The organism is Kosakonia oryzae, assembly GCF_001658025.2.
Lineage (GTDB): Bacteria > Pseudomonadota > Gammaproteobacteria > Enterobacterales > Enterobacteriaceae > Kosakonia > Kosakonia oryzae.
This window is the reverse complement of the sequence record NZ_CP014007.2, coordinates 386644-410033: the sequence shown is the minus strand read 5'-3', so window position 1 is coordinate 410033 and position 23390 is coordinate 386644. Positions and strand designations below refer to the sequence as shown.

22 protein-coding genes are annotated in these 23390 nt (G+C 54.8%); 7 read left to right on the top strand and 15 right to left on the bottom strand.

The window, feature by feature from the left end; all coding sequences use genetic code 11:
- The first annotated feature begins 20 nt into the window (after nucleotides 1-20).
- Nucleotides 21-1385: a siroheme synthase CysG gene (gene cysG, locus AWR26_RS01845; protein ID WP_064563233.1), complete on the top strand. Its 1365-nt coding sequence runs from the start codon at nucleotides 21-23 to the stop codon at nucleotides 1383-1385.
- Nucleotides 1386-1429: 44 nt separating this feature from the next.
- Here cysG and trpS read toward each other — a convergent pair whose 3' ends face one another.
- The 12 genes from trpS to AWR26_RS01785 all read right to left on the bottom strand — a co-directional run bounded on the left by trpS (nucleotide 1430) and on the right by AWR26_RS01785 (nucleotide 11429).
- Nucleotides 1430-2434 (bottom strand): tryptophan--tRNA ligase, encoded by a 1005-nt coding sequence (gene trpS, locus AWR26_RS01840; protein WP_007369759.1) that lies wholly within the window; start codon nucleotides 2432-2434, stop codon nucleotides 1430-1432.
- Complete coding sequence (gene gph, locus AWR26_RS01835; RefSeq protein WP_064563231.1) at nucleotides 2427-3185, bottom strand: phosphoglycolate phosphatase; 759 nt, start codon at nucleotides 3183-3185, stop codon at nucleotides 2427-2429. Before gph ends, trpS begins: the two co-directional genes overlap by 8 nt.
- Nucleotides 3178-3855 carry a ribulose-phosphate 3-epimerase gene (gene rpe / locus AWR26_RS01830; RefSeq protein ID WP_064563229.1) on the bottom strand — a complete coding sequence of 226 codons (678 nt, stop codon included), beginning with the start codon at nucleotides 3853-3855 and terminating at the stop codon, nucleotides 3178-3180. Before rpe ends, gph begins: the two co-directional genes overlap by 8 nt.
- Before the next feature lie 47 nt (nucleotides 3856-3902).
- The gene (dam, locus tag AWR26_RS01825) at nucleotides 3903-4724 is read right to left on the bottom strand and encodes an adenine-specific DNA-methyltransferase (RefSeq protein WP_043956299.1); all 822 of its coding nucleotides are present in this window, start codon (nucleotides 4722-4724) and stop codon (nucleotides 3903-3905) included.
- Between the two features lie 67 nt (nucleotides 4725-4791).
- Nucleotides 4792-6087 (bottom strand): cell division protein DamX, encoded by a 1296-nt coding sequence (damX, locus tag AWR26_RS01820; protein WP_064563227.1) that lies wholly within the window; start codon nucleotides 6085-6087, stop codon nucleotides 4792-4794.
- Between the two features lie 88 nt (nucleotides 6088-6175).
- Nucleotides 6176-7264, bottom strand: coding sequence for a 3-dehydroquinate synthase (gene aroB, locus AWR26_RS01815; RefSeq protein WP_064563225.1), 1089 nt, complete (start codon nucleotides 7262-7264; stop codon nucleotides 6176-6178).
- Nucleotides 7265-7319: 55 nt separating this feature from the next.
- Nucleotides 7320-7841: a shikimate kinase AroK gene (aroK, locus tag AWR26_RS01810; protein ID WP_002920267.1), complete on the bottom strand. Its 522-nt coding sequence runs from the start codon at nucleotides 7839-7841 to the stop codon at nucleotides 7320-7322.
- 286 nt (nucleotides 7842-8127) lie between these two features.
- Entirely contained in the window at nucleotides 8128-9360 is a 1233-nt protein-coding gene (hofQ, locus tag AWR26_RS01805) for a DNA uptake porin HofQ (RefSeq protein WP_071892579.1), read from the bottom strand.
- Entirely contained in the window at nucleotides 9275-9673 is a 399-nt protein-coding gene (locus AWR26_RS01800; protein ID WP_064563221.1) for a HofP DNA utilization family protein, read from the bottom strand. The genes hofQ and AWR26_RS01800 overlap by 86 nt, the downstream gene beginning before the upstream one ends.
- Nucleotides 9663-10124, bottom strand: coding sequence for a HofO family protein (locus AWR26_RS01795; protein ID WP_064563219.1), 462 nt, complete (start codon nucleotides 10122-10124; stop codon nucleotides 9663-9665). Before AWR26_RS01795 ends, AWR26_RS01800 begins: the two co-directional genes overlap by 11 nt.
- On the bottom strand, nucleotides 10108-10644 hold the full coding sequence (locus AWR26_RS01790) for a PilN domain-containing protein (RefSeq protein WP_064563217.1): 537 nt from the start codon (nucleotides 10642-10644) through the stop codon (nucleotides 10108-10110). Before AWR26_RS01790 ends, AWR26_RS01795 begins: the two co-directional genes overlap by 17 nt.
- Nucleotides 10644-11429, bottom strand: coding sequence for a hypothetical protein (locus AWR26_RS01785; RefSeq protein ID WP_064563215.1), 786 nt, complete (start codon nucleotides 11427-11429; stop codon nucleotides 10644-10646). Before AWR26_RS01785 ends, AWR26_RS01790 begins: the two co-directional genes overlap by 1 nt.
- Nucleotides 11430-11548: 119 nt before the next feature.
- Here AWR26_RS01785 and mrcA point away from each other — a divergent pair, with 119 nt between their 5' ends.
- The gene (gene mrcA, locus AWR26_RS01780; protein WP_064563213.1) at nucleotides 11549-14101 is read left to right on the top strand and encodes a peptidoglycan glycosyltransferase/peptidoglycan DD-transpeptidase MrcA; all 2553 of its coding nucleotides are present in this window, start codon (nucleotides 11549-11551) and stop codon (nucleotides 14099-14101) included.
- A gap of 66 nt (nucleotides 14102-14167) precedes the next feature.
- Here the strand turns inward: mrcA and nudE are convergent, their stop codons facing one another.
- Nucleotides 14168-14728: an ADP compounds hydrolase NudE gene (gene nudE / locus AWR26_RS01775; RefSeq protein WP_007369747.1), complete on the bottom strand. Its 561-nt coding sequence runs from the start codon at nucleotides 14726-14728 to the stop codon at nucleotides 14168-14170.
- 315 nt (nucleotides 14729-15043) lie between these two features.
- On the opposite strand from nudE, the gene AWR26_RS01770 reads away from it, so the two are divergent.
- The 5 genes from AWR26_RS01770 (at nucleotide 15044) to pckA (ending at nucleotide 21177) form a co-directional block, all read left to right on the top strand.
- The gene (locus AWR26_RS01770; RefSeq protein ID WP_064563211.1) at nucleotides 15044-17176 is read left to right on the top strand and encodes an intracellular growth attenuator family protein; all 2133 of its coding nucleotides are present in this window, start codon (nucleotides 15044-15046) and stop codon (nucleotides 17174-17176) included.
- Between the two features lie 63 nt (nucleotides 17177-17239).
- The gene (gene yrfG, locus AWR26_RS01765) at nucleotides 17240-17917 is read left to right on the top strand and encodes a GMP/IMP nucleotidase (protein WP_064563209.1); all 678 of its coding nucleotides are present in this window, start codon (nucleotides 17240-17242) and stop codon (nucleotides 17915-17917) included.
- Nucleotides 17917-18318 carry a ribosome-associated heat shock protein Hsp15 gene (hslR, locus tag AWR26_RS01760; RefSeq protein WP_007369744.1) on the top strand — a complete coding sequence of 134 codons (402 nt, stop codon included), beginning with the start codon at nucleotides 17917-17919 and terminating at the stop codon, nucleotides 18316-18318. Before yrfG ends, hslR begins: the two co-directional genes overlap by 1 nt.
- Nucleotides 18319-18342: 24 nt before the next feature.
- The gene (gene hslO, locus AWR26_RS01755; RefSeq protein WP_064563207.1) at nucleotides 18343-19221 is read left to right on the top strand and encodes an Hsp33 family molecular chaperone HslO; all 879 of its coding nucleotides are present in this window, start codon (nucleotides 18343-18345) and stop codon (nucleotides 19219-19221) included.
- Nucleotides 19222-19557: 336 nt separating this feature from the next.
- A complete protein-coding gene (pckA, locus tag AWR26_RS01750) occupies nucleotides 19558-21177 on the top strand; it encodes a phosphoenolpyruvate carboxykinase (ATP) (protein ID WP_064563205.1) in 1620 nt (539 codons plus the stop codon).
- Between the two features lie 45 nt (nucleotides 21178-21222).
- Here the strand turns inward: pckA and envZ are convergent, their stop codons facing one another.
- Together envZ and ompR are read right to left on the bottom strand one after the other, a co-directional pair.
- Nucleotides 21223-22575 carry a two-component system sensor histidine kinase EnvZ gene (gene envZ / locus AWR26_RS01745; protein ID WP_064563204.1) on the bottom strand — a complete coding sequence of 451 codons (1353 nt, stop codon included), beginning with the start codon at nucleotides 22573-22575 and terminating at the stop codon, nucleotides 21223-21225.
- A complete protein-coding gene (gene ompR, locus AWR26_RS01740) occupies nucleotides 22572-23291 on the bottom strand; it encodes an osmolarity response regulator transcription factor OmpR (RefSeq protein WP_001157751.1) in 720 nt (239 codons plus the stop codon). The genes envZ and ompR overlap by 4 nt, the downstream gene beginning before the upstream one ends.
- Nucleotides 23292-23390 lie beyond the last annotated feature (99 nt).

Genomic DNA, 23390 nt, shown 5'->3' with positions numbered 1-23390 from the left:
AACAATACCGAGGTAATGTCGTGGATCATTTGCCCATTTTCTGTCAATTACGCGATCGTGCATGCCTGCTGGTTGGCGGCGGCGATGTTGCCGAACGCAAAGCCCGGCTGCTGATGGACGCAGGCGCCCGGCTGACCGTTAACGCACTCGCGTTTACGCCGCAGTTTACCGTCTGGGCGGCAGAAGGCATGCTGACGCTGGCGGAAGGCGCGTTCGAAGAGACGCTGCTTGATGATTGCTGGCTGGCTATCGCCGCCACGGATAACGAAGCCGTTAACCAGCAGGTCAGCGCTGCGGCTGAAGCGCGCCGCATCTTCTGTAATGTGGTCGATGCTCCCACGCAGGCGAGTTTTATCATGCCGTCAATTATTGACCGCTCACCGCTGATGGTGGCCGTCTCCTCCGGCGGCACTTCGCCGGTACTGGCGCGTTTGCTGCGTGAGAAGCTGGAATCGCTGCTGCCGCAGCATCTCGGCCATGTTGCCCACTTTGCCGGTAAGCTACGCAGTCGCGTAAAGCGCCAGTTCGCCAGCGTCGGCGAACGCCGCCGTTTCTGGGAGAAACTGTTTGTTAACGACCGGCTGGCGCAATCTCTGGCGAACCAGAATACTTCGGCGGTAGAGAAAATCACCGAACAATTGCTGACCGAACCGCTGGATAACCGTGGCGAAGTGGTGCTGGTGGGCGCAGGTCCTGGCGATGCCGGATTGCTGACGTTGAAAGGTTTGCAGCAGATCCAGCAGGCCGATGTGGTGGTCTACGATCGTCTGGTTTCCGATGAGATCATGAATCTGGTGCGCCGCGACGCCGATCGTGTCTTTGTCGGTAAACGCGCAGGCTATCACTGCGTGCCGCAGGAAGAGATCAACCAGATCCTGCTGCGCGAAGCGAAGCAGGGCAAACGCGTTGTGCGTCTGAAGGGCGGCGATCCGTTCATTTTCGGCCGCGGCGGTGAAGAGCTGGAAACCTTGTGCCATGCAGGAATTCCCTTCTCCGTTGTACCGGGGATTACCGCGGCATCCGGCTGTTCGGCCTATTCAGGCATTCCCCTGACGCACCGCGATTATGCGCAAAGCGTACGGCTGGTAACGGGGCATCTGAAAACTGGCAGCGAGCTGGACTGGGCCAACCTGGCGGCAGAAAAACAGACGCTGGTGTTTTATATGGGCTTAAATCAGGCCGCCACCATTCAGGCACAGCTCATTGAACACGGTATGCAGACCGATATGCCAGTGGCGCTGGTGGAAAACGGGACCTCGGTACAGCAGCGTGTGGTGAGTGGTGATTTATCGCAACTCGGCGAACTGGCGCAGCAGGTGGAAAGCCCGGCGCTGATTATTGTGGGTCGCGTCGTGGCGCTACGCGATAAGCTGAAGTGGTTTTGAAATAAATTGCCGGATGGCGGCTTCGCTCATCCGGCAATTATCAATTACGGTTTGGCGACAAAGCCAATCGCTTCGTAGACTTTCTTCAGCGTTTCAGAGGCGCGTGCGCTGGCTTTCTCGGCCCCCTCTTTCATCACCTGCTGCAGGAAAGCTTCGTCATTGCGGTAGCGATGATAACGCTCCTGCAACTCGGTCAGCATGCCGGAAACCGCTTCCGCCACTTCGCCTTTCAGATGACCGTACATTTTGCCTTCGAAGTGCTGTTCCAGCTCCGGAATGCTCTGGCCGGTAACGGCGGAGAGAATATCCAGCAGGTTGGAAACGCCCGCTTTGTTGGCGATATCATAACGCACAACCGGCGGCTCGTCGGAATCGGTCACCGCGCGTTTGATTTTCTTCACCACGGATTTCGGATCTTCCAGCAGGCCAATCACGTTATTACGGTTATCGTCCGACTTAGACATTTTCTTCGTCGGCTCCAGCAGTGACATCACGCGCGCACCGGATTTCGGAATGAACGGTTCCGGCACTTTAAAGATATCGCCGTAGATTGCGTTAAAACGCTGAGCGATATCGCGGCTCAGTTCCAGATGCTGTTTCTGATCTTCCCCAACCGGCACCTGATTGGTCTGATACAGCAAAATATCCGCCGCCATCAGTACTGGATAATCAAACAGACCGGCGTTGATGTTTTCCGCATAGCGAGCAGATTTGTCTTTGAACTGCGTCATACGGCTCAGCTCACCAAAATAGGTGTAGCAGTTCAGCGCCCAGCCCAACTGGGCATGTTCAGTCACATGCGACTGAACGAAAATAGTACTTTTCTGCGGATCAATACCACAGGCCAGATACAGCGCCAGCGTATCCAGCGTCGCTTTACGCAGCGCCTGCGGATCCTGACGCACGGTAATTGCGTGCTGGTCAACGATACAATAAATACAGTGGTAGTCGTCCTGCATGTTTACCCACTGACGCAGCGCACCCATATAGTTGCCAATGGTTAGTTCACCTGAGGGCTGTGCGCCACTAAAGACGATGGGCTTAGTCATTTTTCATTTCCTGATGTTCAATATGCGAAAGCCCAAATGCGGGCAGTAAGTCCTTAAAGTGATCAAAGACGAGGTCTGGTTCGCTCAGGGTGATCGCTTCGCCGTAGTTATAACCGTAAGTCAGGCCCACAGAAACGCTGCCTGCCGCTTTCGCCGCCAGGATATCGTTACGCGAATCACCCACGAAAAGTAGCTCGTGAGGCTGAATATTGAGCTTTTTACACACCAGAAGCAACGGTTCCGGGTGCGGCTTTTTGTTCACCACATCGTCGCCGCCGGCGACAAACGAGAAGAATTGTGCGATATCAAGCGCTTCCAGCAGTGGAGCGACAAACGGCGTCGGTTTGTTGGTCACCAGCGCCAACGGCATGCCTTTGGCGTGCAGCGCCGCCAGGGTGTCAGCCACATCCGGAAACAGAAAACTGCCCTCTTCCACCGTCTCTTCGTAATAATGATTAAACAACTTACGCAGCATGCGAATCTGCTCTCCCTGCGCAACATGCTCTTCAATGTCTGGCTTGCCCTGCGCAGCACGCTGAATAGAGCGTTCCTGGCGCGACCAGTGGAATGCGCGTTCCATCAGCACATCCGCGCCGTTACCAATCCAGGTCACCACGCGCGCTTCACCGGCCTGAGGGAGTTCCAGCGCATACAACGCGCTGTCTACGGCGGCCGTCAACCCCGGCGCGCTATCCACCAGCGTGCCATCCAGATCGAACGCCACACCTTGAATTGACTGCAATTTATCCATGACTTACCTTCGCCAGTTCGCTACGCATTTCATCAATAACCTGTTTGTAATCCGGCTTATCAAAAATTGCTGAACCCGCCACGAACATATCCGCACCAGCAGCGGCAATCTCGCCGATATTGCTGGCTTTAACCCCGCCATCGACTTCCAGACGAATATCAAAACCGGAAGCATCAATGCGGCGGCGAACTTCGCGCAGTTTATCCAGCGTATGCGGAATAAAGGACTGACCACCAAAACCGGGGTTCACTGACATCAGTAGGATCACATCCAGCTTGTCCAGCACATAATCCAGGTAGCTCAGCGGCGTCGCCGGGTTAAACACCAGCCCCGCTTTACAACCCTGCTCTTTGATCAGTTGCAGCGTGCGGTCAACATGCTCGGAAGCTTCGGGATGAAAGGTAATGATGCTCGCACCTGCGGCGGCGAAATCCGGCACCAGGCGGTCAACCGGTTTCACCATCAAATGCACGTCGATAGGCGCGGTGATGCCGTAGTTGCGCAGCGCTTTGAGCACCATCGGCCCGATAGTCAGGTTCGGTACGTAATGGTTGTCCATCACATCGAAGTGGACAACGTCGCCGCCAGCGGCCAGCGCGTTGGCAGTGTCTTCGCCCAGGCGAGCAAAGTCAGCCGATAAAATCGAAGGGGCAATCAAATACTGTTTCATCCGCATCTCCTTGAGAAAATAGGGTCTGGCAACGCGGCGAAAGCGAGTTAAGGTGTCGCCGGGCGATAGAGCGCCAGCAATTCATCCACCTTTTTACGTGTGCCGCCGTTACTGCTGATACTGCGGCGCACTTTCACCACATGCAATTTTGCCTGATGATACCACTCACGCGTCAACGCAGTGTCGTGGTTGGAAATCAATACCGGGATCCGGTTCTGCACCAGATTCTCAGCAATGGCGGCAAGGTGCGCCTGCTGCTCCAGACTGAAACTATTTGTGTGGTACGCCGTAAAGTTTGCCGTTGCAGAAAGCGGGGCATAGGGCGGATCGCAGTAGACGACTGAATTTTCGTCAGCGCGCGCCATGCTGTCGGCATAGGATTCGCAGTAAAAAAAGGCATTCTGCGCTTTTTCCGCGAAGTGATACAACTCCGCTTCCGGAAAATAGGGTTTCTTATAGCGACCGAACGGCACATTAAATTCGCCCCGCAGGTTATAACGGCACAGGCCGTTATAACCATGTCGGTTGAGGTACAAAAACAGCAGCGCGCGCCGGAACGGATCCTGGCACTGGTTAAATTCCTCACGCAGCTGATAGTAAATCACCGACTGGTTCGTCGCAGGCATGAACAATTCGCGCGCATGCTGAACGTATTCATCAGGGCGGTTTTTGACGATGTTATAGAGACTAATCAAATCGCTGTTGATATCAGCGAGGATGTAGCGGGAGAACGAAGTGTTAAGAAACACCGAACCCGCGCCGACGAACGGCTCGATCAGGCATTCACCCTTTGGCAGATGCCTTCCGATATCGTCCAGCAGGGGGTATTTCCCCCCTGCCCATTTCAAAAAAGCGCGATTCTTTTTCATGCTGACTGATTACTTACACTCTCTCCGGCTGTGGAGAAAGCTCCGACAGCATCCTGCGCTTTAAACATTACTTCAGATCGGCCTGAACCTGATGGAGCGGCTTGGCCCACGGGTTTTTCGCCTGCACATCAGTGGGAAGCGTAGCAACTGCGCGTTTTGCATCATCTTTTGATGCATACACGCCGCTTACCAGCACATACCACGGCTGGCCGTTACGCGTCGTCTGATAAACCACGAAGTTTTTAAGATTTTCTTTCTTCGCCCACGAATTCAGGTTGTTGTAATTCGATGAACTGCTAAGTTGCAGCGTGTAATGACTGCCCGGAGCCGATTTCAGCGCGCCAACATTCCCGGTTGAGACTGCGCTGCTTGCAGCAGGTGCGGAAGATGCGGCATTGGCCGCTGGCGCGGTGGCCTTCGGCTGTTGTACCGGCTCAGCAGTCGCGGCCGTTGTCGTTGTCGCAGGTGCTTTCACCGGAGCCGTTATAGCAGTCTCAGTGCGTTTTGGCGGCTGGGCAACCGGTTTTGACTCGGCTTTCGCGACCGGTGCTTTAACGACCGGTTTTGGCTCAATCACCATCTGTTTACGCTCAGGGCGAGTTGCAGACGGATGATTTTCTGTCGTCTGCCGCGCGTTGCCGTTATGCACAGGCGCTACCGTTGCAGGTTCTGTTGGCAACGTGGAGCTGACCGCATTGTCAATCTGCGACTGGCTTTGCGGCTGCGACAGCGCGGTGTTCAGATCGCCCTGAACTTCCACACGCTGCTGTCCCGCAGGCGTTGCAGGCGATTCACCCTGAGAGGGCGTCGAGGAGATCGGCGGTAAGGTAACATCCTGCGGTGCCGGTGCATTGCCAGCAGGTTGCTGGGCTGGCGATGTGCCGGCAGCGGGCTGCGCGTTATTCGCCTGGTTAGCGGCGGCGGAGCTATCCGCACTGCCATTGTTACCGGAGAGATCGATATTCTTCTCTACCGGAGCATTCTGTTCATTGGCCGTGGAAGGCGCAGGGGATTTCAACGCAGAACCGATACCGATAATGAGCAACAGTAGCACCAGAACGCCAATGCCCATCATCATGTACTGGCGCGAAGCAGGTTTCGCGGCAGCCGCTTTCTTACGCTTGCGCGGACGACGTTCTTCACGCTCTTCGTCCAGAGCATCTTCTTCTTCGTCGTAGCCCTCTTCTTCGCGCTCATCACGCGCCCGGCGGGTACGCGAAGGACGGCGGTCGTCGGCATCGAGATCAATATCATCGAAATTGATCTGCGGTTCATCGACACGATCGGAAGATTGACGAGAACGACCAGTACGACGATCGCTGGGATCGGTTTTCAGCTCGTCTTCTGGTTTGTATTCATCCATTTAACACCCCACACAAAGGCGTATGCCACGACATGCATAGCGCCCGAAGTTAAACGTCACGCAAGAGGTGACCTGACCTTTCTAATAGTTACGCCTGCTGACAATCAGCAATAGCGCCAAGTACTACGTCGTGCGACACTCCGCCGCGGACTTCACTCTTCCCTATTGCCAACGGGAGCACTAAGCGCATTTCCCCCGCCAGCACTTTTTTATCGCGCATCATATGTGGCAGATAGGCTTCAGCCGCCATTTCATGCGGCCCCTGCACTGGCAAGCCAGCACGCTTGAGCAGCACTTTGATACGCTGCGTGTCTGCTTTGCTGAACTGACCAAGACGCTCAGAAGCATGTGCCGCCATCACCATGCCAGCCGCGACAGCTTCACCGTGCAGCCAGTTACCGTAGCCCATTTCCGCTTCAATAGCATGGCCGAAGGTATGCCCCAGATTCAGTAAAGCACGTAAGCCGGTTTCCCGCTCATCGGCAGCGACAACTTCAGCTTTCAGCTCACAGCAACGCCGGATGCAGTATGCCATCGCCGGACCGTCGAGACGCAGAAGCGCATCCATATTCTGTTCCAGCCAGTCAAAGAACTCACCGTCAAGAATAATGCCGTATTTGATCACTTCCGCGAGACCGGAGGAGAGTTCACGGGCCGGAAGGGTTGCGAGGCAATCAAGGTCAATAACGACAGACGCTGGCTGGTAGAACGCGCCGATCATGTTTTTGCCAAGGGGGTGGTTTACTGCCGTTTTACCGCCAACGGAGGAATCAACCTGAGACAGAAGCGTGGTTGGAACCTGAATAAAGCGTACGCCGCGCTGATAGCTGGCCGCTGCAAAACCGGTTAAATCACCGATTACGCCGCCACCCAGGGCAACCAGCGTCGTGTCACGCCCATGTGGTTTTTGCAACAAAGCAGTAAATACGGTATCCATCACCGTCAGGCTTTTATATTGCTCGCCGTCGGGAAGAATCACGCTATCGACCTTCACGCCAGCCTGTTCAAGAACGTGGCGGACCTTATCAAGATAGAGCGGAGCCAGTGTTTCATTAGTGACCAGCATCACCTGATCACCAGACTTCAGAGGCGAGAAGGAAGCTGGATCGTTAAACAAACCAGCCGCGATGGTGATAGGGTAACTACGTTCCCCGAGAGTGACTGTGATCCTCTCCATGACGCGACATCCACCTTAGTTGCTTAAACCCGCAGGCCTGTGTATTAAGCCAGAATTAGTTGCTTTCCAGCATATGGATAATCTGGTTTGCGACCACTTTAGCGCTCTGGTCGTCAGTGCGAATGGTCACGTCTGCAATCTCTTCGTACAGAGGATTACGTTCGTCAGCCAGTGCTTCCAGTACTTCACGCGGTGGTGCGTCCACTTGCAGAAGCGGGCGTTTTTTATCACGTTGAGTGCGAGCCAATTGCTTTTCGATAGTGGTTTCCAGATACACCACTACGCCACGGGCGGAGAGACGATTACGGGTTTCGCGAGATTTCACAGAACCACCGCCAGTCGCCAAAACGATGCCCTGTTTTTCCGTCAGCTCATTGATGATTTTTTCTTCGCGATCGCGGAAACCTTCTTCACCTTCAACATCGAAGACCCAGCCCACATCAGCTCCGGTTCGTTTCTCAATCTCTTGATCAGAATCGTAAAATTCCATATTGAGTTGTTGAGCTAACTGACGCCCAATAGTGCTTTTGCCGGCACCCATAGGCCCAACCAGAAAGATATTGCGTTTCTCTGCCATTTTTTCGGTACTACTAAGACTATTCGTTGATGATAAACCCGCTTCGCAGATACCCAGCGTAGCAGGACATGAACTGAAACCTCATATGCGATAGTGCGAGAGTCAGATCGAAAATTATCTCAGTACTCCGGCTTGTTTGGCAACTGAATAAACACGTTATCCTTCACGCTGCTTGCTATACGACGGAGACCACTGACGCTCAAATCGGTACTCCTTGTAAGCTAAATCATCTCTCACGTCAAACACCTGGACCAAGTTCCGAAGAAAAAGGGGGATTACGGCAGGTTTAATGTACCGCAGCCAACCTGGGGGTAATAAATACGACCAGCTCTCGCCGTTCGCTATCCTTCCCATCCTGACGGAATAGCCGGCCAATGCCAGGCAGAGACCCAAGCCCCGGAATTTGGTTTTTATCCGTGGTGCGCTTTTGCGAAAAAATTCCGCCAAGCGCCAGCGTGTCGCCGCTTTTAACCTCCACCAACGTTTCAATTTCCTGTTTATCAATCGCCAGGGCCTCCCCTCCGGACTGTTGCAGCACCTGGCCAGGCATATTCTGACTGATACGCAGCTTCAGGCGAACGCGTTTATCAGGCAGCACAGTTGGCGTCACTTCCATCCCCAGCACAGCCTCGCGAAATTCGACCGAGGTATTATTTTCGCCGTTGGCAACCTGATAAGGAATTTCGCTCCCCTGTTTGATGCTGGCTGGCTGCCGGTGTGAAGCCAGCAGACGTGGACTGGCGATAATTTCCAACTGCTGCTTTTGCTCCAGCGCGGAAAGCTCCAAATCGAGTAAGCGGGCATTAATACTGCCGATATTGAACCCCACGCGCGTACTGGCATCGGGAACAGAGAGGTCCGCAGATAATGCGTTTATCTGCCCCCGCGCTGTTTCGGCGCTCTGCGCCAGCCCCCATTTAACACCCAGCTCGCGCAGGCTTTTTTCATTGATGGTGACAATATGCGCCGCCAGCTCAACCTGTTCGACCGGTAAATCCATTTGCACCACCCATTTTTCGAATGTTGCCAGCCCCTCTTTATTATCCCGGATCAGCAAGCGGTTAAGCCGCGAGTCCACGGTTATGGCGCCTTGCGGGCTAAGCAGTTTTCCTCCCGCTTTTGCCAGCTCTTCGGCGTCCGCATAGCGCAACACGATGCTGCGCGTTTGCAGCGGGGCATTCTGTTTTTGTCGGGCCTGCCGGGCATCCTGCTCTGCCTGTTTTTGTTGCTGCCACGACGCGGAGTGAACCTGCCAGATTGTCCCCTTCTGGCTAAGCGTTAACCCGGCGCTTTCTGCCACGGTTTGCAACGCCTGCCGCCAGGGAACATCGGTTAAGTGCAGCGACAACGTGCCGCTGACGTCTTTCTGGATCACCAGATTTTGCTTTTCAATCTCGGCCAGCGCCTGTAGCACCTGTACAACCGGCACATCATCAACGGTCAGCGTGACGAGCTGCGTTGTCGCTGTGCTGGCGTACGGCAGGGCGAAGAGCATGAAGCCCGTTATCCATTTTTTCATTCTGAGTTCCTTCTCGTTTCCAGCGCCACTGCGCCGGGATGCAATCCTTACCTGTGGAAATGTGCAGTTCATCCACGGTGAAAGAAACAACGCGCCAGCCCGTTGGCAACAACTCGCCCGCAGCGACCCGATGCCAGTGTTCACTGGCATCACGCAATATGCCCACCGCATGCTTGCCCTGAATCATGCCGTGAAACTGCCATTGATTCAGTTGGGCGAGCTGGCAGGTATCCGGCGGTGGTTGGAAAGGGTCGCGCATTCCGCTCAACAGCAGGCATAACGCACAGGCAAAAACCACGCGTTCAGCGATCATCGTCATGCTCCAGTTGCAGGGTAAAACGCAACAAATCAGTGCCAGCTGCCAGCGAAAATGCCGGAACCTGCATGCCGTAACTGGCAAGGCGCGCAAAAGTTTCTGTCACCGGTTCCCAGCGAGTTTCCAGTACCAGCTCTCCGCCATTTTTTCCAGGCTGCCAGCGGATGAGTTGCCTGTTGGTCTCCTGAAAATCCAGAGGGCTAAAAGGCTGCGCGGCGGGTAAGGGCTCGCTTTCTGTTGGCGGGAATAACGCACGTAGAGCGCGCCACTGATCCTGTAATGCGGCCTGTTGCCCGCGTAGCTGAATGATTAACTGCGCCTGCGCCGCACTAAGCGGAGAAATGGCTAACCACCACAGCAAAAGCAAGCTGCAAATCATGCTGAGCAGCCAGCATGCCGTACGTTGCCACGGCGATAACGCAAACCAGAAATCAGCGTTCAGGGACATCCTTGTTCTCCTTATTAAGCTGGTAGTGAAATTGCCAGCGCCCCTGTGCATCCCGCTCCATTGCGCCAGTTGGTTGTAACTGAAACCCCGCGATGCTGCGCAGTTGCTGTTCAAGCACACCTAATGCCCGAACTGAGCGGGCAAAGCCTGATAGCGTCAATTGGTTTTGCTGCCAGCGCAGTTGCGTCAGCCAGGCGTTCTGCGGGAGATTTGCGGCCAGGCTAAGCAAGCGGGGCTGCCATGCCTGCGTATCCTGCCGCCGCTGTTTGCGAACCTGCTCCCTGCGCCACGCCTCTTGGCGCGCCAGCAAAGGTTTTTCACCCGCCTTCAGCGAGGCCAGCAACGCAGCATCGGCTTGCTGCCAGAGAGCTCGCCCGTGAAGTTCGACTGCTACCGATGCTCGCCAAAGCAAGCCAACGCCGCCTGTCAGCAGTAGGCTGGCGATAAAAACGCTCATCCAGAAACGCACTCTGCGCCGCCGCCGGTATTGCCGCCAGGGCAGAAAATTCACGCCAGCCATCAATATCCCCTGGCGACGGCCAGCCCGAGAGCGACAGCATAGCGATCTCCTGCTGTCGGCAACGGCGGCTGGCGCGAAGGTACCGCGCTCCAGCAATCAAAGCCGCCGGGTGAATCGCTGCACTGCACAATTTCATCAGCAGGCAGCCCCAGCACGCTGGCTAACTGAATAGCGCTATCGGCGTCCTCCTGCGCACGACGGCCCCAGCTCTCTTTCGTTGCCCATAACCATTGCCGTTCGTCGCGCCACACCAGGCAACGAGCAGGCGGAACGAGCCAAGGCAGTAAAGCCTGCAACGCACTGGCATCGGGCGTAATAGAAGAGAGGTGCAGTGAGAGGGCCTGCGCCATATCGAGCAGCACCGCCACATCTTTATTCTGCGCCGCGGTCACGCCATAGGTTTTTCCCGGCTCATCTTCCGTAAAATCAAAGCAGAGCTCGTTTTCCGCCATTTCCAGTTCGCGTGCCATAGCCTGTGATACCCAGCGGTTAAGCGCCTCTTCACGCAGCGCAATAGCCGGACGTGGTAGCTTTTTTTGCAGGGTTTGTCCGGCGGGAAAGGCCAGCCGGACACAGTGCCGTTGCGGTAAAGATTGTCGCCAGGGACGCAGCGCGGCAAGAAGCGGCTCGGGTGTTTTAATACGCCCTTGAACAATCGTTCCGGCAGGTAAAGGAAAGTGCCACCAGCGGCGTAAAGCCTGACCGCCACGAGCGGCGGCAAGCGCCACAATAAAGATTCCATCTTGTTGAATATGCAGCCCAATTTGCCAGTGCCTGAATGCCATAAGTTACGATCTCCTTATCGTCTGCGGGGATGACGCTATATCAATGCATCAGGCTTGCCTTTATACTACCGCGCGGTTGTTTATAAACTGCCCAAATGACTCTTAATGGGAAATCTCCAGTGAAGTTCGTAAAGTATTTATTCATCCTTGCAGTCTTTTGCATTCTGCTGGGAGCAGGCTCGATTTACGGTCTGTACAAATATATTGAGCCACAGTTACCCGATGTCGCGACGCTCAAAGACGTCCGGTTACAGATTCCAATGCAGGTATACAGCGCAGATGGCGAATTGATCGCGCAGTATGGTGAAAAGCGCCGTATCCCGCTGACCCTGAGCCAAATTCCGCCAGAACTGGTAAAAGCGTTTATCGCGACTGAAGATAGCCGTTTTTATGAGCACCATGGTGTTGACCCGGTGGGGATTTTCCGTGCCGCCAGCGTCGCGCTCTTCTCCGGTCATGCATCACAGGGAGCCAGTACCATTACGCAGCAGTTAGCGCGTAACTTCTTCCTGAGCCCGGAACGCACCATGATGCGTAAAATCAAAGAGGTGTTCCTGGCGATCCGTATTGAGCAGTTGTTGAGCAAAGACGAGATCCTTGAGCTTTACCTCAACAAAATCTACCTCGGTTATCGCGCTTATGGCGTGGGCGCTGCGGCACAGGTCTATTTTGGTAAGTCAGTCGATCAACTGACGCTAAGTGAAATGGCGGTCATCGCCGGTCTACCGAAAGCGCCATCGACTTTTAACCCGCTCTATTCCCTTGACCGGGCAACCGCACGTCGTAACGTTGTGCTGGCGCGTATGGAAAGTGAAGGCTATATCACTGAACAGCAAGCCGACCAGGCGCGCAGCGAGGCGATAGACGCAAACTACCATGCGCCGGAAATCGCCTTCTCCGCCCCTTATCTTTCCGAGATGGTGCGTCAGGATATGGTCGCCCGTTATGGCGACAAAGCCTATGAGGATGGCTACCGCGTTTACACCACCATTACGCGTAAAGTGCAGCAGGCTGCGCAGGACGCCGTACGCAATAACGTGATGGATTACGACATGCGCCACGGCTATCGTGGTCCGTCGAATGTGTTGTGGAAAATCGGTGAACCCGCGTGGGACAGTAAAAAAATCACTGACTCGCTGAAAACGCTGCCGACTTACGGGCCGCTCTCTCCGGCGGTCGTCACCAGCGCAAATCCCCAGGAAGCCGTGGCGATGATGGCTGATGGCACATCGGTTTCATTGCGCATGGACGGCATCCGCTGGGCTCGCCCTTACCGCTCAGATACGCAGCAAGGCGCCACGCCACGTAAAGTGACGGATGCCGTACAGGCCGGGCAACAGATTTGGGTGCGCCAGGTCGATAACGCCTGGTGGCTGGCACAGGTGCCGGATGTGAACTCTGCGCTGGTCTCTATCAACCCGCATAATGGCGCGGTACTGGCGCTGGTCGGCGGCTTTGACTTTAACCAGAGCAAGTTTAACCGTGCAACCCAGGCGCTGCGCCAGGTGGGTTCGAACATCAAGCCGTTCCTGTACACGGCGGCGATGGATAAAGGTCTGACGCTGGCAAGTATCCTCAACGATGCCCCGATTTCCCGCTGGGATGTGGGTGCAGGTTCCGACTGGCGGCCAAAGAACTCGCCGGATGAATATGCCGGTCCAATCCGTCTGCGCCAGGGGCTGGGGCAATCGAAGAACGTAGTGATGGTACGTGCAATGCGTGCGATGGGCGTTGATTATGCCGCAGAGTATTTGCAGCGCTTCGGTTTCCCGGCACAAAACATTGTGCATACTGAATCGCTGGCGCTGGGCTCAGCCTCATTTACGCCGATGCAGGTGGCAAGAGGCTATTCGGTGATGGCGAACGGTGGGTTCCTGGTCGATCCGTACTACATCACGAAAATCGAAAACGATCAGGGCAATGTGCTGTTTGAGGCGCGCCCGAAAGTGGCCTGCGCCGATTGCGACATTCCGGTGATTTACGGCGAAACGCCGAAATCAAATGTGCTGGAAAACAAAGATATGGAAAACGTCGCCACGTCGCTGGAGCAGCAAAACAGCTCGGTGCCGCAGCCACAACTGGAGCAGGCAAACCAGGCGCTGGTTCAGCGCAGCGGCGGTGAAGAGTATGCGCCGCATGTAATTAGTACGCCGCTGTCGTTCCTGATTAAAAGTGCGCTGAACAGCAACATCTTTGGCGAACCTGGCTGGCAGGGTACGGGCTGGCGCGCGGGACGCGATCTCAAGCGTAACGATATCGGCGGTAAAACCGGCACCACCAACAGCTCGAAAGATGCCTGGTTCTCCGGTTATGGTCCGGGCGTTGTCACTTCCGTATGGATCGGTTTTGACGATCATCGTCGCGATCTGGGGCGAACCACTGCTTCCGGCGCGATCAAAGATCAGATTTCCGGCTACGAAGGCGGTGCGAAAAGCGCCCAGCCAGCCTGGGATGCTTACATGAAAGTGGTGCTGGATGGTGTGCCGGAAGATCCGTTAACGCCGCCGCCGGGCGTGGTCACCGTCAACATCGACCGTAGCACCGGGCAGTTGGCCAGTGGTGGCAGCAGCCGTCAGGAGTACTTCATAGAAGGAACTCAGCCGACGCAGCAAGCAGTACATGAAGTGGGCACGACGATCATTGATAATGGGGAAACGCACGAGCTGTTCTGATAGCGCGTGAACCCAGGAAAGCAAAAAGGGCGCTGCGGCGCCCTTTTTATTTATGATTTTGTGCCGTCAGAGCCGACCCTGCCCTTTTAGCCATTCACGCACTAAAAACAGCGCGCTGACATTGCGGGCTTCATTGAAATCCGGGTCTTCCAGCAAATCCATCAAGTGCTTCAGCGGCCAGCGCACCTGCGGCAGCGGCTCCGGTTCATCGCCCGGCAGCGACTCCGGATAAAGATCTTCCGCCACGATAATGTTCATCTTGCTGGAGAAATAGGAGGGGGCCATACTGAGTTTTTTCAGGAAAGTAAGCTCTTTTGCGCCAAATCCTACTTCTTCTTTTAACTCACGGTTCGCCGCTTCGTATATACTCTCACCGGGATCGATAAGCCCTTTGGAAAACCCCAGCTCGTAAGATTCGGTTCCAACGGCGTATTCGCGGATCAGAATCAGGTGCTCGTCCACAATCGGCACAATCATTACTGCTTCGTGCGTAGAGGGACGCATGCGCTCGTAAACACGGCGCACACCGTTGCTGAACTCCAGATCCACGCTTTCAACGTTAAAAAGTCGTGAAGAGGCGACCGTTTCTACGTTAAGAATGGTGGGTTTTTGCAATGATTTGCTCATTATTATCGGTCTTTGCAGAGAAACTTACGTTATTGTGCGACACTACGCACTGTTTCGGCAATGTCAATCGCCGCTAATTTACATTCTTGTAACCTCTCTGAAAGCAACCCCAATTTATCAAAAAAGTCAATAGGTTGATTTAAAACTAAGAATTTGCTGATATTCCCGCTTGGGTGGTTTTGCTATTCTTTCTCGCAATGGTATGCGCTTAAAAATTCTCAAGTAATTTCTTGCTTACAGCGGCCAGCCACATTAAATGTTTACAGGAAGGGTGCAACTGACTACACCTGTTAGAAAAAGTAAGATGGGGAAAGCATGAGCACCATTTTGATTTTTTTCGCTGCTATGCTGGCCTGCGCATTCCTCGCTGGATGGATTTTCAGGTTCAGGTCTCAACGCCGGTACAGGTTGCCTCATTTACAGGCATTTACCGGCGCGACAACCCGTAAACTCTTGCCAGAGGAGCGCGATGCTGTTGAGCGCTACCTGGACGCGCTTTCCCGTATACAAAATACGCCAGGCCCAACGGGCGCTACGGCTGCGCCGGTCTCCATCAAACTCAATGCTCAAAGCAACACCGTCCTGTTTGTCTCGCACTCGATCACGCGTTATGGCATCACCACCGATGCTCCCAACAAATGGCGCTACTATCTCGATTCTGTCGAAGTGCATCTGCCGCCCTCCTGGGAGCAATACATTACCGATGAGAACAATGTTGAGCTGATCCGCACCGATTCCATGCCGCTGATCATTTCGTTAAACGGCCATACGCTTAGCGAATATATGCAGGAAGAGCGCAGCGGCGAGCTGGAGCTCGTATCGTCCACACGTTCCGCTATTCGCGGCGAAGAGACAGAACAGATAGAGCTGCTGAATATTCGCCGTGAAACACCGGAAGAGTACTCATTAAGCCGCCCGGATGGTATGCGTGAAGCGTTGCTGATCTGCGCCTCTTTTTTACTCTTTTTCTTCTGTCTGGCGGCGCCGGAGGTTTTCGTTCCGTGGCTGGCGGGCGGCGCCGTGATGCTGTTCGCTGCGGGGATGTGGGGGCTGTATGCGCCGCCGGCGAAAAACACGCTGCGCGAAATTCATTGTTTGCGCGGTACGCCAAAGCGCTGGGGGCTGTTCGGTGAAAACAATCAGGAGCAGATGAATAACATCTCTCTGGGGATTATCGATCTGATTTATCCCCGCCACTGGCAGCCCTTTATCACTCGCGATCTCGGTCAGCAAACAGATATCGATATTTATCTGGATCGCCATGTTGTTCGCCAGGGACGCTTTTTGTCCCTGCATGACGAAGTGAAAAATTTCCCGTTGCAGCACTGGGTGCGCAGTGCGGTGATCGCCACCGGTTCGCTGGTGGTGGTGGCGATGCTGCTGATTTGGGTGCCGCTGGACATGCCGATCAAATTCACCGTTTCGTGGATTAAAGGCGCGCAAACTATCGAAGCGAGCAGCGTTAATCAGCTTGAATCCGCCGGATTGCGCATCGGCGATACGCTGCGGATCAGCGGTACCGGCATGTGCAACATCCACACGCAAAACTGGTCATCGCGCCAGATATCGCCATTTACGCCGTTCGACTGTTCGCAGATTATCTGGAATAACGCCCCCCCACTGCCCTTGCCGGAATCGGATACCGTGACCAAAGCCACTGCACTTGCACAAGCAGTGAGCCGTCAGCTACACCCGACAGCCGAAGATGATTCACGTGTTAGCCCGGTGCTACGCTCAGCTATTCAAAAGTCGGGTATGGTCTTGCTGGATGATTTTGCTGATATCGTACTGAAAACCAAAGATTTATGCTCAGCAGAAGATGATTGTCTGAGGTTAAAAAATGCACTGGTAAACCTCGGAAACAGTAAAGACTGGGATACGCTGACCAAACGCGCCAGCGATGGCAAGCTGACCGGTGTTAACGTGCTACTGCGTCCGGTGAGCGCCGAATCTCTGGATAATCTGGTGACCACCTCAACCGCACCTTTTATCCTGCGCGAGACAACCCGTGCCGCACAGGCGCTGAACAGCCCGGCGCCGGGCGGGTTCCTGATTATTAGCGAAGAGGGTAACGAGCTGGTGGATCAGCCCTGGCCGCCAATTGCGCTGTATGACTACCCGGCGCAGGAACAGTGGACCGAGTTTCAACGGCTGGCGCAGATGCTGATGCAGACGCCGTTCCACGCTGAAGGGATCATTACCAATATCTATACCGACGCCAACGGTACCCGGCACATTAGCCTGCACCGCATGCCGGATGCTACGGGCTTGTGGCGCTACGCCGGAACAACACTACTGCTGTTTGCCATGGTCATTTGTTGCCTCTATAACGGCGTGCTGGCGCTGCGTCGCTACCAGCGTAACCGTACGCGCCTCGAAGAGATTACGCAGTATTACGAAAGCTGCCTGAATCCGCGCCTGCTTCCTACGCAGGACAGCCTTACCTGATAACCATCCGCAACGTGAGCTGTGTTAATCTGTCGCGCACGTTTTCCCCTGGCTGGAGTTTTAATGCACCTTGATATTGCATGGCAGGACGTTGATACCGTTCTGCTGGATATGGACGGCACTTTGCTTGATCTGGCGTTTGATAACTTTTTCTGGCAAAAACTGGTGCCAGAAACTTTCGCCGCTCAGCAAGGGCTAACGCCAGAGGAAGCGCAGAACGTTCTTCGCCAGGAGTATCACGCAGTGCAGCATACGCTAAACTGGTACTGTCTGGATTACTGGAGCGAACGTCTCGGACTGGATATTTGTGCGATGACGACACAGCAAGGGCCGCGCGCAGTGCTGCGTGAAGATACGGTGCCTTTTCTGGATGCGCTGAAAAAAAGCGGTAAGCGCCGTATTCTGCTGACCAATGCGCACCCGCACAATCTTGCCGTCAAGCTTGAGCATACGGGTCTGGCTTCGCACCTTGATTTATTACTTTCCACCCATACATTTGGTTATCCGAAAGAGGATCAGCGCCTGTGGCAGGCCGTAGCGAAAGAGACCGGGCTATGTGCCGAACGGACGCTGTTTATCGACGACAGCGAACCGATTCTCGATGCAGCAGCAACCTTTGGCATTCGTTACTGCCTTGGCGTGACGAACCCGGATTCCGGGCTGGCAGATAAACGCTATCTGCGCCACCCTGGAACCAATGACTACCGTTATCTGATCCCCTCACTTCTCAAGGAGATGTGATGAAACAGCAGCCCGCGCAAGAAGTCCGTCTGGATAAATGGCTGTGGGTGGCGCGTTTTTATAAAACCCGCGCCCTCGCCCGCGAGATGATTGAAGGCGGCAAAGTGCATTACAACGGTCAGCGCAGCAAGCCGAGTAAAATCGTCGAGCTGAATGCCACGCTCACGCTGCGCCAGGGAAACGACGAACGTACCGTGGTCGTCAAAGGCGTGACGGATCAGCGCCGCCCGGCAACTGAAGCCGTTGAGCTGTATGAAGAGACGGCTGAAAGTATTGAGAAACGTGAAAAAATGGCGCTGGCGCGTAAGCTGAACGCGCTGACAATGCCGCACCCCGATCGCCGACCGGACAAAAAAGAGCGCCGCGATCTGCTGAAATTTAAATCTGGTGGCAGCGAGTAACGCGCACCTGCAAGAGAGATAATCATGGCCAATCAAGACCAATTACACCGCTATCTGTTTGAAAATTATGCCGTGCGCGGCGAACTGGTGACTGTTTCCAACACCTGGAAACAGGTACTGGAAAACCATAACTATCCGCTGCCGGTAAAAACGCTGCTCGGTGAACTGTTGGTTGCGACCAGCCTGCTGACCGCCACCCTGAAATTCGCCGGCGATATTACCGTGCAGTTGCAGGGCGATGGCCCGATGAATCTTGCGGTGATCAACGGTAACAACCGCCAGCAAATGCGCGGCGTTGCCCGCGTGCAGGGCGACGTCCCGGCCGATGCCGATCTGAAAACGCTGGTGGGTAACGGCTATCTGGTGATCACCATTACGCCGGAAGAGGGCGAGCGTTATCAGGGCGTGGTTGGCCTCGAAGGCGATACGCTGGCGGCGTGCCTGGAAGATTACTTTATGCGTTCAGAACAGCTGCCGACCCGCCTGTTCATCCGCACGAGTGAAGTGGATGGCCAACTGGCGGCTGGCGGTATGCTGCTGCAGGTACTGCCCGCGCAGGAAACCCAGGCCAACGATTTTGAACACCTGGCGGTTCTGACTGAAACGGTAAAAGCGGAAGAGCTGTTCTCCCTGGCGGCAGAAGATGTGTTATGGCGTCTGTACCATGAAGAAGAGGTCACGCTGTACGATCCGCAGGACGTTGAATTTAAATGCACCTGTTCGCGTGAACGATGCGCTGCGTCGCTGAAAACGCTGCCGGATGAAGAAGTGGACAGCATTATTGCCGAAGAAGGTGAAATCGATATGCACTGCGATTACTGCGGCAATCACTATCTGTTTAATGCGATGGATATTGCGGAGATCCGCAATAACGCCTCTCCGGCCGACCCGCAGGTTCATTAATTCCCCTTCCCTCATGCCGCCCTCGGGCGGCATTTTTTGCATTACACGTCACGTTTCCGCTAAAATCACAAATGTAATCCTTACGTAATTTTCTTTCATGAAAGCGATTACACTCACAAAGTGACGGTTAAAAATATCGGCTTATAGCCTTTTGGGAACATTTTCCCGATTATTGTCACTGTTTTTGCCACAATACATCTCGCTAATTGACGCAAATAACAGCGTTTTGCAGAAGTCAGCTTTATCGGGATTCGAAAATCTATGAACATCGTCCGGGTAAGCGGCGATAAACAACCCTACAATTTCAGGCAGTACAATTGGCTAAGGAGTAGTGACATGCGCGTTAAGAGCTTAACCCCGCAAGATCTCAAGGCTTATGGTATCAACGATGTTCAGGATGTCGTCTACAACCCCGATTACGATACGCTGTATCAGGAAGAGCTCCGTCCAGACCTGGAAGGATTTGAGCGTGGTGTGCTGACGAATTCTGGTGCTGTCGCCGTCGACACCGGTATTTTTACCGGCCGTTCGCCAAAAGATAAGTACATTGTCCGAGATGAAACCACCCGCGACACCGTGTGGTGGGCCGATAAAGGCAAAGGCAAGAACGACAACAAACCGCTCTCGCCGGAAGTCTGGAAGCATTTAAAAGGCCTTGTGACGGAGCAACTCTCCGGCAAGCGTCTGTTTATTATCGATGCGTTTTGCGGCGCGAACCCGGACAGCCGTCTTTCAGTCAGATTTATCACCGAGGTCGCCTGGCAGGCGCACTTCGTCAAAAACATGTTTATTCGCCCGACGGATGAGGAGCTGGCAGGCTTCAAGCCCGACTTTATCGTGATGAACGGGGCGAAATGCACCAATCCACAGTGGCAGGAGCAGGGCCTCAACTCGGAGAATTTCGTTGCCTTTAACCTGACCGAACGCATCCAGTTGATCGGCGGAACCTGGTACGGCGGCGAAATGAAAAAAGGGATGTTCTCGATCATGAACTACCTGTTGCCGTTAAAGGGGATCGCCTCGATGCACTGTTCTGCTAACGTCGGCGAGAAAGGCGACGTTGCAGTCTTTTTCGGCCTTTCCGGCACCGGCAAAACGACCTTGTCCACCGATCCGAAACGTCGCCTGATCGGCGATGACGAGCACGGCTGGGATGACGACGGCGTCTTCAACTTTGAAGGCGGCTGTTACGCCAAAACCATCCGGCTTTCGGAAGAGGCTGAACCGGATATCTTCCACGCCATCCGCCGCGATGCGCTGCTGGAAAACGTCAGCGTCCGCGACGACGGCAGCATCGATTTTGATGATGCGTCGAAAACGGAAAATACCCGCGTGTCGTATCCGATTTACCATATTCACAACATCGTCAAACCCGTGTCGAAAGCCGGTCACGCCACGCGAGTGATCTTCCTGACCGCTGACGCGTTCGGCGTATTACCGCCGGTGTCCCGCCTGACAGCCAGCCAGACGCAGTACCATTTTCTCTCTGGCTTTACCGCTAAACTGGCCGGAACAGAGCGCGGCGTGAACGAGCCGACGCCAACCTTCTCCGCCTGCTTCGGCGCAGCATTCCTGTCGCTGCACCCGACGCAGTATGCTGAAGTGCTGGTAAAACGGATGCAGGCTGCTGGTGCGCAGGCGTATCTGGTGAACACGGGCTGGAACGGAACCGGCAAACGCATCTCCATCAAAGATACGCGGGCGATTATCGACGCGATTCTGGATGGTTCGCTGGACGATGCGGAAACCCTCACCCTGCCGATGTTCAACCTGGCGGTGCCGACATCGTTACATGGCGTTGATTCTCGCATTCTCGATCCGCGCAATACGTACGCATCGCCGGAACAGTGGCAGGAGAAAGCGACGCAGCTGGCGAAGCTGTTTATTGAGAACTTTGATAAATATACCGATACCGCAGCCGGAGCGGCGCTGGTCAGCGCCGGACCGAAACTGTAATTCGGCTACGCAAGAGAAACAAAACCCGCCATCCGGCGGGTTTTTTTATGCGTCTTTGGAGGATCCGCTCAGGCGAACAACCGGGATTGGCAGCCAGGCGCGAATCGACAATCCGCCGCGCTCGCTGGTGCCTAACTCCAGCAGGCCGTTATGGTTATCGATGATTCGCTGTACGATAGCCAGCCCTAAACCGGTGCCGCTGGTACTACGTGCGCTGTCGCCGCGAACAAACGGCTGGAACAGATGTTCACGCTGTTCAGGTTTAATCCCCGGCCCGTCATCCTCAACCTGGAACCAGGCGCGATTCAGTTCAGTGCCGCTGCTAACCTTGATCCAGCCGTTACCGTAGCGCGCCGCATTCACTACCATATTGGCGACTGCACGCTTAATGGAGAGCGGGTGCATGCGTACAAAAATCTCGCTGTCGTTCAGACCCGTTTCGATCTCACGTTCGTAACCGCTTTCGGCGGCAATGACCTCACCCAGCACGGCATTCAGATCCGCCACTTCCATCGGCATCTCCTGGCCGGTACGCAGGTAATCGATAAACTGCTCGATGATCGCGTTACACTCTTCGATATCTTTATTAATCGATTCAGAGAGATAACCATCTTCTTCCGCCATCATCTCCGTCGCCAGACGGATACGCGTCAGCGGCGTGCGCAAATCGTGGCTCACCCCGGCCATCAGCAGCGTGCGATCGTCCGCCAATTGTTTCACCCCGGCGGCCATCTGATTAAAAGCGCGGGTAACGGAACGAACTTCTGACGCGCCGTATTCACGTAGCGGTGGCGGAATATGCCCTCGCCCAACCTTCAGCGCCGCATGTTCAAGATCCACCAGCGGTCGGTTCTGAATACGAATAAAGAGCCAGGCGCCGCCTATCGCCAGCAGCATAATTGCCAGCGTGTAGCGGAACAGCGGCGAAAAATCGCCCTGGTGGATCTCCGTCAGCGGCACGCGCACCCAGATATTGGGCGACAGCCACGTTTTCAGCCACACCACCGGAGAGCTTTTGTTCACTTCAACGCGCACTTCGGTCGGGCCGCCGAGCTGCTGCGCCATCTGCTGACTTAAGAATTCATAGTGCTGCGCCCAGCGCAGACCCGCGTCTTCCGCCGCTTCATTGGAATAGAGAGAAATGCCCAGTTCGCGGTAAATTTCGCGACGAAACGCCGGTGGCACCACCAGTTGCGTCCCATCCTCCAGTTGCAATTTGTCGGTCATCAGCATACGAACTTCGTAAGCAAGCACCTTATTAAACTGCTGGAGGCTGGGCAAAATGGCGAAATTCAGCACCACAAGGTATGTCGTCACCAGGCTGACGAACAGCAAAGTGACGATAAGCAACAGCGTTCGGGCAAATGAACTTCGCGGCGAGAAGCGCACGCGCATCATGCTTTAGAACCGTCCGGCACAAATACGTAGCCCAGGCCCCAAACGGTCTGGATATAGCGCGGATGCGCCGGATCTTCTTCCACCATGCGGCGCAGGCGGGAGATCTGCACGTCGATGGAACGTTCCATCGCTGAATATTCACGGCCGCGCGCCAGATTCATCAGCTTGTCGCGGGAGAGCGGCTCGCGCGGGTGGCTAACCAGTGCTTTCAGCACGGCAAACTCACCGCTGGTTAACGGCATCGGCTCATCTTCACGGAACATCTCGCGCGTGCCGAGGTTCAGTTTGAACTTACCAAACGCAATTACCGCTTCTTCCTGCGACGGCGCGCCCGGCAGTTCATTCGCCTGACGACGCAATACCGCGCGGATACGCGCCAGCAGTTCACGCGGGTTAAACGGTTTCGGAATATAGTCGTCGGCGCCGATTTCCAGGCCAACAATACGGTCCACTTCTTCCCCTTTTGCCGTCACCATAATGATCGGCATCGGGTTGCTCTGGCTACGCAGGCGGCGGCAGATGGAGAGACCATCTTCCCCCGGAAGCATCAGATCCAGCACCATCAGGTGGAAAGATTCACGGGTTAACAACCGATCCATTTGTTCGGCGTTCGCCACGCTACGAACCTGGAAGCCCTGCTCGGTAAGGTAACGCTCAAGTAATGCGCGCAGACGCATGTCGTCATCCACTACCAGAATCTTATAATTCTCTTGCATTGTTTATACTCCCAAAGGTTCCGAAATTTCTGTTTCCGTATTCTAAAAAAGTGCGCGTTAACGACCAGCGAAATCTGGTATAAATTCTAGTCGAAATTG

What these genes read in the sequence shown, in the direction of transcription:
- trpS (WP_007369759.1), bottom strand. Translation starts at nt 2,434, where the DNA reads ATGACTAAGCCCATCGTCTTTAGTGGCGCACAGCCCTCAGGTGAACTA.
- gph (WP_064563231.1), bottom strand. Translation starts at nt 3,185, where the DNA reads ATGGATAAATTGCAGTCAATTCAAGGTGTGGCGTTCGATCTGGATGGC.
- rpe (WP_064563229.1), bottom strand. Translation starts at nt 3,855, where the DNA reads ATGAAACAGTATTTGATTGCCCCTTCGATTTTATCGGCTGACTTTGCT.
- dam (WP_043956299.1), bottom strand. Translation starts at nt 4,724, where the DNA reads ATGAAAAAGAATCGCGCTTTTTTGAAATGGGCAGGGGGGAAATACCCC.
- damX (WP_064563227.1), bottom strand. Translation starts at nt 6,087, where the DNA reads ATGGATGAATACAAACCAGAAGACGAGCTGAAAACCGATCCCAGCGAT.
- aroB (WP_064563225.1), bottom strand. Translation starts at nt 7,264, where the DNA reads ATGGAGAGGATCACAGTCACTCTCGGGGAACGTAGTTACCCTATCACC.
- aroK (WP_002920267.1), bottom strand. Translation starts at nt 7,841, where the DNA reads ATGGCAGAGAAACGCAATATCTTTCTGGTTGGGCCTATGGGTGCCGGC.
- hofQ (WP_071892579.1), bottom strand. Translation starts at nt 9,360, where the DNA reads ATGAAAAAATGGATAACGGGCTTCATGCTCTTCGCCCTGCCGTACGCC.
- AWR26_RS01800 (WP_064563221.1), bottom strand. Translation starts at nt 9,673, where the DNA reads ATGATCGCTGAACGCGTGGTTTTTGCCTGTGCGTTATGCCTGCTGTTG.
- AWR26_RS01795 (WP_064563219.1), bottom strand. Translation starts at nt 10,124, where the DNA reads ATGTCCCTGAACGCTGATTTCTGGTTTGCGTTATCGCCGTGGCAACGT.
- AWR26_RS01790 (WP_064563217.1), bottom strand. Translation starts at nt 10,644, where the DNA reads ATGGCTGGCGTGAATTTTCTGCCCTGGCGGCAATACCGGCGGCGGCGC.
- AWR26_RS01785 (WP_064563215.1), bottom strand. Translation starts at nt 11,429, where the DNA reads ATGGCATTCAGGCACTGGCAAATTGGGCTGCATATTCAACAAGATGGA.
- nudE (WP_007369747.1), bottom strand. Translation starts at nt 14,728, where the DNA reads ATGAGCAAATCATTGCAAAAACCCACCATTCTTAACGTAGAAACGGTC.
- AWR26_RS01770 (WP_064563211.1), top strand. Translation starts at nt 15,044, where the DNA reads ATGAGCACCATTTTGATTTTTTTCGCTGCTATGCTGGCCTGCGCATTC.
- yrfG (WP_064563209.1), top strand. Translation starts at nt 17,240, where the DNA reads ATGCACCTTGATATTGCATGGCAGGACGTTGATACCGTTCTGCTGGAT.
- hslR (WP_007369744.1), top strand. Translation starts at nt 17,917, where the DNA reads ATGAAACAGCAGCCCGCGCAAGAAGTCCGTCTGGATAAATGGCTGTGG.
- hslO (WP_064563207.1), top strand. Translation starts at nt 18,343, where the DNA reads ATGGCCAATCAAGACCAATTACACCGCTATCTGTTTGAAAATTATGCC.
- pckA (WP_064563205.1), top strand. Translation starts at nt 19,558, where the DNA reads ATGCGCGTTAAGAGCTTAACCCCGCAAGATCTCAAGGCTTATGGTATC.
- envZ (WP_064563204.1), bottom strand. Translation starts at nt 22,575, where the DNA reads ATGATGCGCGTGCGCTTCTCGCCGCGAAGTTCATTTGCCCGAACGCTG.
- ompR (WP_001157751.1), bottom strand. Translation starts at nt 23,291, where the DNA reads ATGCAAGAGAATTATAAGATTCTGGTAGTGGATGACGACATGCGTCTG.